General features: G+C 66.9%; 11 protein-coding genes and 2 pseudogenes. 3 read left to right on the top strand and 10 right to left on the bottom strand.

What is annotated here, in order from left to right; all coding sequences use genetic code 11:
- Window positions 1-42: 42 nt before the first annotated feature.
- From CTP10_RS22275 to CTP10_RS22230, 10 genes and pseudogenes are all read right to left on the bottom strand, one after another.
- On the bottom strand, window positions 43-210 hold the full coding sequence (locus CTP10_RS22275; RefSeq protein WP_165971435.1) for a hypothetical protein: 168 nt from the start codon (window positions 208-210) through the stop codon (window positions 43-45).
- Between the two features lie 214 nt (window positions 211-424).
- A complete protein-coding gene (locus CTP10_RS22270; RefSeq protein ID WP_116321138.1) occupies window positions 425-847 on the bottom strand; it encodes a VOC family protein in 423 nt (140 codons plus the stop codon).
- A 12-nt stretch (window positions 848-859) separates the two neighbouring features.
- Entirely contained in the window at window positions 860-1,360 is a 501-nt protein-coding gene (locus CTP10_RS22265; RefSeq protein ID WP_271815899.1) for an RNA-guided endonuclease InsQ/TnpB family protein, read from the bottom strand.
- A gap of 203 nt (window positions 1,361-1,563) precedes the next feature.
- Window positions 1,564-2,202, bottom strand: a pseudogene (locus CTP10_RS22260) (RNA-guided endonuclease InsQ/TnpB family protein); the annotation flags it as partial.
- Between the two features lie 117 nt (window positions 2,203-2,319).
- The gene (locus CTP10_RS22255; protein ID WP_116321139.1) at window positions 2,320-3,435 is read right to left on the bottom strand and encodes an NADH:flavin oxidoreductase/NADH oxidase; all 1,116 of its coding nucleotides are present in this window, start codon (window positions 3,433-3,435) and stop codon (window positions 2,320-2,322) included.
- A 90-nt stretch (window positions 3,436-3,525) separates the two neighbouring features.
- Complete coding sequence (locus CTP10_RS22250) at window positions 3,526-4,746, bottom strand: YbfB/YjiJ family MFS transporter (RefSeq protein WP_116321140.1); 1,221 nt, start codon at window positions 4,744-4,746, stop codon at window positions 3,526-3,528.
- 158 nt (window positions 4,747-4,904) lie between these two features.
- Window positions 4,905-5,525 carry a TetR/AcrR family transcriptional regulator gene (locus tag CTP10_RS22245; RefSeq protein WP_116321141.1) on the bottom strand — a complete coding sequence of 207 codons (621 nt, stop codon included), beginning with the start codon at window positions 5,523-5,525 and terminating at the stop codon, window positions 4,905-4,907.
- Window positions 5,526-5,607: 82 nt separating this feature from the next.
- Window positions 5,608-6,952, bottom strand: a pseudogene (locus CTP10_RS22240) (MFS transporter).
- A 177-nt stretch (window positions 6,953-7,129) separates the two neighbouring features.
- Window positions 7,130-8,413 (bottom strand): LLM class flavin-dependent oxidoreductase, encoded by a 1,284-nt coding sequence (locus tag CTP10_RS22235; RefSeq protein ID WP_116321142.1) that lies wholly within the window; start codon window positions 8,411-8,413, stop codon window positions 7,130-7,132.
- A 43-nt stretch (window positions 8,414-8,456) separates the two neighbouring features.
- On the bottom strand, window positions 8,457-9,443 hold the full coding sequence (locus tag CTP10_RS22230; protein ID WP_116321143.1) for a Bug family tripartite tricarboxylate transporter substrate binding protein: 987 nt from the start codon (window positions 9,441-9,443) through the stop codon (window positions 8,457-8,459).
- 258 nt (window positions 9,444-9,701) lie between these two features.
- Here CTP10_RS22230 and CTP10_RS22225 point away from each other — a divergent pair, with 258 nt between their 5' ends.
- From CTP10_RS22225 to CTP10_RS22215, 3 genes are read left to right on the top strand one after another with little or no spacing between them, the layout of a single operon-like run.
- Window positions 9,702-10,757 carry an ABC transporter substrate-binding protein gene (locus tag CTP10_RS22225; RefSeq protein WP_116321144.1) on the top strand — a complete coding sequence of 352 codons (1,056 nt, stop codon included), beginning with the start codon at window positions 9,702-9,704 and terminating at the stop codon, window positions 10,755-10,757.
- Window positions 10,758-10,766: 9 nt separating this feature from the next.
- Window positions 10,767-11,648 carry an ABC transporter permease gene (locus CTP10_RS22220; protein ID WP_116321145.1) on the top strand — a complete coding sequence of 294 codons (882 nt, stop codon included), beginning with the start codon at window positions 10,767-10,769 and terminating at the stop codon, window positions 11,646-11,648.
- Window positions 11,645-12,355, top strand: coding sequence for an ABC transporter ATP-binding protein (locus tag CTP10_RS22215; RefSeq protein ID WP_116321146.1), 711 nt, complete (start codon window positions 11,645-11,647; stop codon window positions 12,353-12,355). The genes CTP10_RS22220 and CTP10_RS22215 overlap by 4 nt, the downstream gene beginning before the upstream one ends.
- Window positions 12,356-12,382 lie beyond the last annotated feature (27 nt).

Below are 12,382 nucleotides of genomic sequence, written 5' to 3'. Positions count from 1 at the left end.
CGGCCCTTCCGCATCAAGGAAGGCCGCGCACCGCTGCGGGCGTCAGCCGCCCGAATGCAGCGGGGACAGCGAATAGGCGAGCACCAGTCCCGCCACGATCGCCGGTGAACCCAGGCGAATCGCGGCGCTGCGCGACAGCACGCCCAGGTACACATACAAGCACACCAGCACCATCGCAGTCACATACAGCAGGCTGTCATAGACTTGCATGGATGTCTCCCTTGCCATTTGTTCTTATTGCTTTACTTCGGTGGTCTGCCGACGAAGCGTGATGCAAAGGCAATGCGTGGGGGGGCGCTCCGCCGACATGCTATGGCTGTCTACAAGGATAGTCGGGAGTTCGCGGGGTCGTGGCAATCATGGAAATCCCTTTGCGGCGCCGCACCACGGCTGGTGCGGCGCCGCAACAAGGAGTCGTGGCAAATCAGCTGGCAGGCGGCATTTCCGGGTTCCAGGCGACCTCCCACAGGTGTCCGTCGGGATCCTGGAAATAGCCGGCATAACCGCCCCAGAACGTGTCCTGCGCCGGCTTGACCTCGGTGGCGCCCGCTGCGAGTGCCTGCGCCATCACGGCATCGACTTCCGTCTTGTCGCCAACGTTGTGGGCCAGCGAAAAATCGGTGGACGCCCGCGGTGTCATGGTCAGGCCGGCATCGTGTGCCAGGCTCGTGCGCGGCCACAGCGCCAGCTTCAGCCCGGACTGCAGGTCGAAGAACGCGACCGCGCCGTGCTCGAACTGCTGGCCGACAATGCCGGGTGTCGACAATCCCAAACCGTCGCGATAGAAGCGCACGGCGCGCTCCAGGTCGTCGACGCCCAGCGTGACGAGTGTGATGCGAGGCTTCATGGCACTACCCTGCTATGAAAAACGTGCGCAAATGTGCGCGCCGTTTCCTTCCCGCCCCGTGGCTCCTTGCTGGCCGACCTCGTCTCTGACGGACGTAACTTTCCCGCCTGCGATTGGCAACATGCCTCTCGCAGTGCGATTCGTTGCCGAATCACTCGCCACGGGTAGCGCAGTTTCGGTTGCGAGCCGTTCAAGGTTGATCGCTGCGTTGTAATCGCGGTCATGACTCATGCCGCAGGCCGGGCACACGACACGACGCTCGCTAAGCGCAAGCCTGTCGAGCTTATGGCCACAGCAGGACATCAGCTTACTCGAGGGAAACCAGCGATCGGCAAACACAAGGTGCGTGCCGTATTTCTTCGCCTTGTATTCCATTTGCCGGCGAAACACACTCAGCCCCATGTCTGATAGTGAGCGTGCAAGACGCTCATTCTTGAGCATACCGCCGACGTTGAGATCCTCCAGGCCAATCGCTTGGTTTTCACGGCATAGCCTGGTGGTTGTCTTGTGCAGGAAATCCTGCCTGATATTAGCGACGCGGGCGTGCAGGCGTGCAGGCGTGCCAGCCGTGCAGCACTGTCGATCTGGCCAGAAGACCGCGCCGGCTGTGGTTTGGTGTTCGGACGTAGCGGCCCAATGAAATCTCGGCTGAAGGCCGCGCGCCCTGGCTTCGCCATCTCAACCTTCCGGGAAAGGCGTCGAGACCGGATTCGCAGGCGCCGTAGCGCTGCTTTCAATGGCTTTGGGCCCTCGAACGTTTCCCCCGTCGAAAGCGTGACGGCCGATTTGATCCCAAGGTCCACGCCAACCACGCCATTGCCGGTGCGAGGGACGAACGCCACGTCGTCCGCCACCTCTACCTGGACCGAGATGAACCAACGATCAGCGCGTCGGCTCACGGTGGCGCCAATGACTCGCCCGGGGAACCGCAGCGCCTCCCGCATGGCAACCCGCCCAATCAATGGCAGCACAACCGACCGTCCGTCAAACCTTACCTTATCATTGGCGACGTAGAATCCGTCCTTGCATTGACCTTTCTTCTTGAACCTCGGGGCATGCGCTTTTATCCCCGACTTAATGTCAGAGAAGAATTTCGACCAAGCCTTGGATAGATTAGCGAATGGCTGGGCATGCGCGTCACGATGGATGTCGGCCATCCACGGGTACTGTTGATACTTGATGGCGTTAAAGGACTTCTTCAGCGCCATTGCGCTCGGCTTACCGCCGGCTGCGCGTTGGCGGTTCCATTCTGCCAGCGCCCAGTTCCATACGAAACGCGCACACCCAGCCGCCCTCGCGAAGTAATCGACTTCGCGCTGGCTGGTCACAAGTTCGATCGTATGGGCGAGCAGCATTGGCAGCGGCCTTTGTGTTCCAGATCGCGGCTTAAGAGCGTACGCTGGGCATGCACGATTATGCACCTATCGACACGTTCATGCTACCTAGAGGCATCTCCTGAACATGTCGTGGGCCTAGCGCATCCCGAACGCTGCGCCGGCAAACAGGTCCTTCAGCTCGCGCGGCTGCGAGCGCCAGTACTGCTTCGGCGCATGGACGCTGGCGCCCAGCCGAGCGGCCGCATGCCACGGCCAGCGCGGGTCGTACAGCATCGCGCGCGCCAGCGAGACGGCATCGGCCTCCTGGTTGGCGATGATCGCTTCGGCCTGCTCGGGCTCGGTGATCAGGCCGACCGCGATCGTCGGCAGCCCGACTTCGGCCTTGACGCGCTGTGCGTATGGCACCTGGTAGCCTGGGCCGAGCTTGATCGCCTGCTGCGGCGAGACGCCGCCGGTGGTGACGTGGATGGCCGCGCAGCCGCGCGCCTTCACTGCCCTGGACAAGGCCACGGTGCCATCGATGTCCCATCCGCCCGGCACCCAGTCGGTGGCCGAGATGCGCATCCACACCGGCCGCTCCGCGGGAAACGCGGCGCGCACCGCGTCGAAGACTTCGATCGGGAAGCGCATGCGGTTTTCCAGGCTGCCGCCGTATTCGTCGTCGCGATGGTTGGCCAGCGGCGACAGGAACTGGTGCAGCAGGTAGCCGTGCGCGGCATGGATCTCGATGCCGTCCAGCCCGAGCCGCGCCGCGCGCAGTGCCGCAGCAACAAAGTCGTCGCGCACCTTGTCCATGCCGGCGCGGTCGAGCGCGGCCGGCGGCACTTCGCCGTCGCCATGCGGCACGGCCGATGGCGCCACGGCGTGCCAGCCGCGGGGCGCGTCCGGCGCGATCTGCTGCCCGCCATCCCACGGCGCGTGGCTCGAGGCCTTGCGCCCGGCATGGCCAAGCTGGATCGCGATGCCGATCGGCGAATGCGCGCGCATCGCCTGCACCACGCGTCCCAGCGCCGCCTCGTTGTCGTCCGAGTACAGGCCCAGGTCCTGCGGCGTGATGCGCCCTTCCGGCGAGACCGCGGTCGCTTCCACGATCAGCATGCCGGCGCCGGACAGCGCCAGCGTGCCGAGGTGGATCATGTGCCAGTCGCCGGCGTTGCCGTCGTGCGCCGAGTACTGGCACATCGGCGCAATCATGATGCGGTTGGCGAGGCGGAGGTTGCCGATTTCGAGAGGTTCAAACAGATGGCTCATGCGTGCTGCTCCTTGCAGGTCTTGCTGGCCCGCAGCGGGGCCGGGGAAATCTGGATTCTAGGCCGATGCCGGGATTGCTGCCGGCGGCGTTCACGGTGCCGCGCGGCGTTCGCCGGCCAGGCTCAACGCGAGCGCCAGTACCAGCGCCACCGCGCCGCAGCCGAAGATCAGCGCGTAGTTTTCATGCGAATGCGCAAACATCCACGCATAGCCATAGCCGGCCAGCGCCTGGAACAGCGCGAATGCACTGGTGGCATGGCTCCACGCCGCGCGCTGTGCGGCCGGGTCGTGCGGCAGCGTCTCCTGGATCGCGCCCAGTCCCAGCGGCGCAATGCCGGGCGTGAAGGCGCCGAGCACCACCGCCGCCACGCCAAGCGCCAGCGGATCGCCACACAATGCCAGCATCGCCGTGGCCAGACCCTGCAGCAGCAGCGCGACGCGATAGGCCACGCCGAAGCCGATGCGTTCGCCGGCAAAACCGCACACCAGCGGCCCGGCGATCGCGCCCAGGCCATAGAGCACCCAGTACGACGCGCCGACGGCACTGCCGCGTCCAAGACCACGCGCGACCAGGTCGACCAGCAGCATCATGGCCGGCACCAGGCCGAACGCGTTGATGGCGTATTGCGCATAAAGCCATTGCAGCCGGCGGCGCACCCCTGCCGGCGGTGCTGCCGTGGCCGCCGTGCCCGCGGCGGATTGCGGCAGCGGACCGGGCCAGCCGAACCAGCTGAACGCGGTCAGCGCCAGCGCCACGGCGCCAAGGCCAAGCCAGGTCTCGCGCAGGCCAAATTGCAGCAAGCGCGGCACCAGCGTGCCCGACGCGGCGATACCCAGCCCGAGCCCGACGAAGATCGTGCCCATCGCCAGCCCGCGGCGCGGCGCCGGGATATGCGGCAGGATCGAGGTCGCCACCAGCACCATGATCCCGCCCCCGGCCAGCCCGGAGACAAAGCGCCAGCCAAAGAACCACGCCACCGACAGGGGCCAGGCGCAGGCAAAGAATGCCAGCGTGGCGGCGAGCATCAACGCACGCAGCACCGTGCGGCTGGACCAGACCGACACCAGCGGCCGCCCCAGCAACGCACCGGCCAGGTAGCCGGCGAAATTGGCCGCGCCCAGCGCGACGGTTTGCGAGGCCGGGAACCAGTGGGCCTGGATCAGCGGAGGAATCAGCGCGGTGTAGGCAAAGCGCGCGAGGCCGATGGCCACGAGGCTTGCACAGAGGCCGCACAGCGCGGCGTAGATCTCGCGCCAAGCCAAAGGATCGGGCGCCGTGTGAGCGGCGCAGAGGCCGGCAGGTCTGGACATGGGAATCTCCGGTTCGGCCACTGCCTTTGCGCCGGGCAAAACGGGGCCTTCGGCGCCGGGCATGGCGCCGGAAAAATGGCATGCAGCCGCCCGTCACGCCGCCGGGGCGGCGTGTCCGGGAACTACAAACGGGAAAGGTCAGGGAGGAATGGCGAGAATCAGCCGGTGCCGGGCACGGAAGCCGTGCTCAACGGCGGCAAGCCGAGCAGTGCCAGCGTCGGCCGCACAGCACCCTCCAGCAACGCGCGCTGCGGGGCAGCGCGGGCCAGCACGCGCATGCCGAGCAGCGTCGCCAGCAGCTGTGCGGAAGCATCGTCGGCCGACACGCGGGCGTTGGCCGCGCCCTGCTGCTGTGCCGTGGCAAACCGGTCCCGGAAGAACGCGCGGATTTCCGCGAAAGCGTCCGCGACCTTTTGCTGCACGTCGGGAGCGTCAGGCGTCGCTTCCAATGCGGTATTGACCAGCAGGCAGCCGCGATGCAGCGGATCCGCCAGCGAGCGCTCCAGGCTCTCCGACAGGTATGCCGAAATGGCCGCGCCGGGTGGCAGCGTTGCGCCCAGCCGGGCGATCCGCTCGCGCATGCTGGCTTCGAGATAACCCTCCAGCGCCAGCAGGAACAGCGTGCGCTTGTCGCCGAAGGCGTTGTACAGGCTGGGCTGGGTCAGGCCCATCACGTTAGTCAGGTCGCGCGTGGAAGTGGCTTCATAGCCGCGCGCCCAGAAGGCGTCCAGCGCTGCCGTCAGCGCGGCCTGCTCATCGAATTTGCGGGGTCTGGCCATGGTCGCTCGATTTCGTATCGTTTGCTATGAAACAAATTATAGATCGATCGATACAAAACACAAGGCCATGCTCATGCAAGGGTCAAGCCGTCGCCAGCGGGTCGGGCGCGACCAGCCGCAGCCAGCTCGCGACCGCCGCCACGGCCGCAAACCCGGCGCCCAGCGCCAGGGCCAGGCCCGGACCGTGCGTCCCCAATGCCAAAGCACAATGCCACCAGCGCGGCGCCGGTGGCCTGGCCCAGCAGGCGTGCGGTGGCAATCACCCCGCTGGCGCCGCCGCTGCGTTCGCGCGGCGCGCTGGCCATCAAGGCTTTCAGGTTGGGCGACTGGAAGAAGCCGAAGCCGGCGCCGCAGATGCACATGCGGATGCCGATATCGAGCGCACTGGGATTGGCGGGCAGCAGCGCCAGCGAGACCATGCCCGCGCTCAGCACCGCCAGCCCCACGCCACCGAGCAGGCCCGGCGGATAGCGGTCGGAGAGCCGGCCAGCCAGCGGCGCGATCAGCGCCACCACCACCGACCACGGCGTCAGCAGGAAACCGGTCTCGACCTGCCCTCGCCCCAGCACATGCTGGAAGTAGAACGGCAACGACACGAACGCCAGCCCCTGCGCCGCGAACGAACACACCGCGGTCAGCGTCGACAGCGCGAACATGGGCCGCCGGAACAGGTCCAGCGGCAGCATCGGCGCGGCCCGCCCGCGCTCGCGCCAGACCAGCAGGCCGAACGCCACCACGAACACCCCGGCGGCCGCCAGCGACTCGTGCAGCGGCGCGCGCTGCGCGCCCTCGCCAAGTGCAAAGATCAGCGCAGCAAACGCCACCACGTTCAGCAGCGCCGCCACACGGTCGAACGTCTGCGTGCCGCGCGGCGTCTGCGGCAGCGCGCCACGCGCGATCCCCAGGGCCAGCAGTCCGATCGGCAGGTTGACGGCAAACAGCCATGGCCAGGTGCCGAACGACAGGATCACCGACGCCACCGTCGGCCCGACCGCGAACGACACGCCCACCACCAGCGCATTCAATCCCAGCCCGCGCCCGAGCCGGTGCATCGGGAAGATGGAACTGATCAGCGCCGTGTTGACGCTCATGATCGCGGCCGCGCCGATGCCTTGCAGCGCACGTGCCGCCGCCAGCGTCGGCAATGACCACGCCAGCGCGCACACGACCGACGCAACGGTGAACACTGCGACGCCGCCAAGATAAATGCGCCGGTGCCCCAGGATGCCGCCGAGTGCCGCAAACGGCAGCAGCGTGGCGACCATGGCCAGCTGGTAGGCATTGATCACCCAGACCGACGCCGCCGGCGTGGCGTGCAGGTCGGCGGCGATCGATGGCAGCGCCGTATTGGCGATGGCGGTATCGAGGGTCGCCAGGGCGACGGCGATCAGGATGGCGGCCATGCCGCGCCGCTCGCGCGCGGTCATGGCGTTGTCTGCGGCGGCTGCAGGGGCGGACGGGAGGGGCGCTGTGTTGGACACTGTCGTTACCGGTTACCGGATGCCGCCAGTGGCGGCATCCGTCCGACACGATACGGGAAAATCCTTCAGCGCGCTGAAGACAGCTTCATATGTATGCACATTTGCCGACCGCTCACGCCCTCTTCAGTCAAGCCCGCCTGGCACCGGCAGACCGAGGTTGCCGCGCAACGTGTCAGCCTCGTAGTCGCGCCGGAAAGCGTTCCGCTCCTGCAGGATCGGCACCACCTCGCGCGTGAAGTCCTCTAAGCCGCCGGGAAAATACGCCGGCATGATGTTGAACCCGTCCGCAGCACCCGCAGCGACCCACTGGATCATGTGTTGCGCAACCTGCTCCGCTGTCCCGACCACGATCTGGTGGCCACGGGCGCTGGCTACGAGGTGGTAGAGCTGGCGCAGCGTCAGCCCGCGCTCTTCGGCAAGCCTGAGCAGCAGCGCGCTGCGGCTGTGCACCACCTGTTGCGGTGCCAGCGGCGGCAGCGGCTCGTCCAGGTCATGGCCCGATACATCGATCGTCAGCTGCTCGCTCAGGATGGCCAGTGCATTGGACTGGTCGGTAAACGATTGCAGCTGCGCCAGCTTGTCGTGCGCTTCCGCCTCGGTGCGCCCGATGATGGGCATCAGGCCGGGCATGATCAGGCATTGCGCCGGGTTGCGGCCCTGGGCCCTGACCTGTGCCTTCAATCCCTGCGCAAAATCGCGCGCCGCCTCCAGGTCCTGCTGCGCGGTGAACACCACCTCGGCATGGCGAGCCGCGAGGGCCTGCCCCGGCCCGGACGATCCCGCCTGGATCAGTACCGGATGGCCCTGCTGGCTGCCGGTGACGTTCAACGGGCCCGCGACGGAGAAATGCTTCCCCTGGTGATTGAGCGCATGCATCCTGGCCACATCGACATAGATGCCGGCCTCCTTGTCCTGCACGTAGGGATTGGCATCCCAGGAGCGCCACAAGCCCTTGACGACCGAGACAAACTCGTCGGCAATCTCATAGCGCTGGGCGTGATCGGGATGCCGGCTGCGGCTGAAATTGACTGAACCGTCGGCGAAGGTCGTGACGATATTCCAGGCGGCACGGCCCCGTGACAGCTTGTCGACCGTGGCCAGCGTGCGCGCCAGGTTGAACGGCTCGCTGTAGGTGGTCGATGCCGTACCGGCCAGGCCGATATGCGAAGTCACCATCGACAGGGCGGCGAGCATGGCCAGCGGATCCGGGCGCGTGATCATCGACGGATGCGCATCGGCCGATGTCAGCAGGCGGTCGCCGAAGAACACCATGTCGAATTTCGCGCGCTCGGCGGCCTGCGTCATGCGCACGACCAGGTCGATATTTTCGGTGCCGGATTCAGCGTCGGGATAGCGCCAGCCGGCGGCATGGTGGCCGGCGGCGAGCAGGAACAGGCCAAGCTTCATGGGGGAACAATCTCTGAAAAGGCAGGAAAGGCGGGACTCTTTCTTAGTTGGATTGCAGCGCGCCGTCCTTGACCACGCGTGCGGCAATGTCATGGACCTGGCGGATGCGCTGCGACGCCTGCTCCGGCGTCAACGGCTGCACGTCCACCTGCACACGGTTCAGCGCGGAGATGGTGTCGGGTTCCTTGAGGATCTCGCCAATCAGGCGGCGCAGGTTCGCCAGCACCTCCGGCGGCACGCCCTTGGGCGCGCTGATAAAGAAGGCGCCGGCCAGCGCGTCTTCCCAGCCCTTGACGCCGGCTTCGCGAATCGACGGCACATTGGGCAGCCCCTGCGCCTTGGCGCCGCCGAAATACGCCAGCGCGCGCAGCTTGCCCGCCTTGATATACGACGCGCTCAGCGGATCGAAAACGATATCGACATGGCCCGCCACCACATCGGCCACCGCCGGCGCACTGCCCTTGTACGGGACATGGCGGATGTCGATGTTGGCGACGCGCTTGAGCAGCTCGCCCGCGAGGTGGCCGGGCGTGCCGTTACCCGAGCTCGAGTACGTCAACGCCCCCGGATGGGCACGGGCATACGCGATCAGTTGTGGCAGCGTCTGCGCCGGCACGGCGGGATTGACCGCCACCGTTGCCAACGAATTGCCGATATAGGACACCGGCACCAGGTCGGTGAACGGGTCGAACTTCACCTGCATCAGCTGCGGGGCGATGGCGAGGTTGCCGATCGACGTGCTCAGCAGCGTATAGCCGTCCGGTGCCGCCGCGGCGACATACCCCGCGCCCAGCGTGCCACCGGCTCCTGGCTTGTACTCGATCACGACCGGCTGGCCGGTCTTCTCCGACAGCCGCCTGGTGATGATGCGCGCGACGTTGTCGTTCGTGCCACCCGGGGTGTAGGGCACCACGTAGGTGATGGGCTTCTGCGGAAAGCCCGGCTCGGCCAGTGCGCGGGCCGTTACGCAGAACGCAAGCAGAAGGGAAGCAAAGGTGCGGGACAGGGCGGAGGGCGTTACGGAGGGCATGGTTATCGTCGGTGCTTCTGCCGCCATGAATCGGATGCAGGGTTGGCGGGCGGCAAGCGGCCATCGTACGGTGCCGCGACTGACGAACGAAATGCCGATTCGGCATGTACATAGACGCCGGCGCCTCATATCGGCATGCGTAAAGCGTTTGCACGGTGCCAGCAGGATTTGCGCATAACGATCACCGAAAACATTCCTTATCGGGGCGTGATCGCCACCGAAATAATGCAGGTTCTGCTGACGCCCCACGTTGTTTCCATGATCGTTCGTTACGTATCCCGCCTGCGCCGTTCGCTGGGCGCGCTCACCTGGCTTGCCGCCCTTGCCGGCACGGTCGCACCGGGACTTTCGCTGGCACAAACCGGCGCCCTGCCCACTGTCGTGCCCGCCGGAACCAGACTCGTCGTCGCCGACCAGAATGAAGCCCTGCAGACCTTGCTGCGCGTTTCCGGCGAGCAATCCAGACTGACCGCGCAGGTCAGCTATGCCAACTTCCTGGGCGGCCCTTCGATCCTTGAGGCCTTCCGTGCCGGCGCGCTCGATCTCGCCGTCGTGGGCAACACGCCGCCGATCCAGGCCCATGCAGCTGGCGAGCCCCTGCCGATCGTCGCGGTACGCAAGACCAGCGCGCCCGACTACCAGCTCGCGGTGCGGCCGGGGCTGACCATTGCTTCGCTGAAGGACCTGAAAGGCAAGTCGATCGCCTACGCCGAAGGCACCGGCCGCCAGCCCTTCGTGCTGACGGCGCTGAAGGTGGCCGGCCTGTCGCGGCGCGACGTGAAGCTGGTGCCGCTGCGCGCCGGCGACTTTCCCACGGCGATCCGCGCCGGCCAGGTAGACGTTGCTGCGCTGAACGAACCGCACTTCAGCCGCTACCTGCGCGACTTCGCCGACCGCAAGGCGAGCGCGATCCCGGCTTCCGAGCACCGCCAGTTGCCCACGCGCCTCGCCTATCTGTACGCCAGCCCCAAGGCGCTGTCGGACCCGGGCAAGACCGCGGCGATCCGCCAGTTGGTCGAGGCGTGGATCCGGGCCAACGACTGGGCGGAAAAGCATCCCCACCAATGGGTCCAGGCCTACTACGTGAAGCAACAGGGGCTGCGTGAGGAGGACGGCCTGGCCATCGTTCGCGCCGATGGCCAGGCCACCTATCCGTTGCTCGCCGATTCGATCGCTCCGCAGCAGGGACTGATCGATTTGATCCAGGAGGCTGGCGATATTCCGCGGCGCCTCGACGCACGCCAGGAATTCGACCTGCGTTTCGATCCCGTGATCCGTGCGGCCGTGGCAAGCCTGCCGGCCACGCGACAGTAGGAGACAGACATGACCGCCCCGCTTTCCTCCGCTGCCGACACGCGCGCGCAGGCGCCCTGGATATCCACCTCCGGCGCCGCGGCTCCTGCCGCCGGCAAACCGTCCCGGTCGCGCACGCCCCGGCTGGTACCGGGCCGCCTGGGCGGCCTGGGCCTGTTGACCGGGCCCTTGCTCCTGCTGATCACGTGGGAACTGGCGTCCCGTACCGGCCTGTTGCCGCCGCGGCTGCTCGCGGCGCCTTCGACGGCAATCGAGACCGGATTGCAGATGCTTGGCGACGGCACGCTGCTGCCGCAACTGTGGGCCTCCGCGCAGCGCGCCTACGCGGGGCTGCTGTCCGGCGTGGCCGTTGGCGTGGCGCTGGCGCTGCTGTCAGGCCTGAGCCGCTGGGGCGAGGCGTGCTTTGACGGTCTGGTCCAGATCAAGCGTGCGGTACCGACGCTGGCGCTGCTGCCACTGGCCATCCTGTGGCTCGGCATCGGTGAAACGCTGAAGGTCACGCTGATCGCCGCCAGCGTGATGGTGCCGGTCTATATCAATACCCATGCGGGCCTGCGCGGCCTCGACATCCGCTTTGTCGAGCTGGCGCAAAGCGTGGGGCTGTCGCGCGCCGAGTTTATCCGCAGGGTGGCGCTGCCGGGCGCCCTGCCCGGCTTCTTTACCGGCCTGCGGCTCGCCGTGACCACCTGCTGGGCTGCCCTGGTGGTGCTGGAGCAGATCAATACCACCGAAGGCATCGGCTACCTGATGAATCGCGCACGCGACTACGGCCAGACCGATGTCATCGTGGTAGGCCTGCTGATCTACGCACTGCTCGGCCTCAGTTCCGACCTGCTGGTGCGCCTGTGGCAACGCAAGGCCTTGTCCTACCGCAGGGTGATCGGATCATGAGCAACGTTGGCGTCGAAGTCGAGCACCTCACGCGCCGCTATGGCGAGCGCAAGGTACTGGACGACCTAAGCTTCCGCATCGAACCCGGCGAATTCGTCGCGCTGATCGGCAAGAGCGGCTCGGGCAAGAGCACGCTGCTGCGCGCGCTGGCAGAACTGGACACGGACGTTGCCGGCGAGGGCCGGATCCGTGTTCCGCAGGCGCGTTCGGTGCTGTTCCAGGACTCGCGGCTGCTGCCATGGGAACCCGTGCTGGCCAACGTCACGCTGGGGCTGCATGACGCGGACGCCACCGCCCGCGCACGCAGCGCCCTGGCCAGCGTCGGCCTTGCCGGCCGCGAGAATGCCTGGCCGGTTGCGCTGTCCGGCGGCGAGCAGCAGCGCGTGGCGTTGGCGCGCTCGCTGGTACGCAAGCCCGCGCTGCTGCTTGCCGACGAGCCGTTCGGCGCGCTGGATGCGCTGACGCGGCTGAAGATGCAGCAACTGCTGCACGGGCTTGTCCACCAGCACCGGCCGGCAGTGGTTTTTGTCACCCACGATGTCGACGAGGCGCTCGCCCTCGCCGACCGCGTCATGGTGATGGACGCGGGTCGCATCCGCGTCGACCAGCGTATCTCGCTTTCCCATCCACGCAAGGCCAACAAGGACGCCTGCGACGAACTGCGCGACGCGCTGCTGGCCGCGCTCGGCGTCGAGATCGTCGCGTAAATCCACCGGCACAAGCCGAGCCTCATT

The organism is Cupriavidus sp. P-10, from assembly GCF_003402535.2.
Taxonomy (GTDB): Bacteria; Pseudomonadota; Gammaproteobacteria; order Burkholderiales; family Burkholderiaceae; genus Cupriavidus.
Note: the sequence above shows the minus strand (reverse complement) of the source record. Positions and strands in the feature narration are given on the sequence as shown.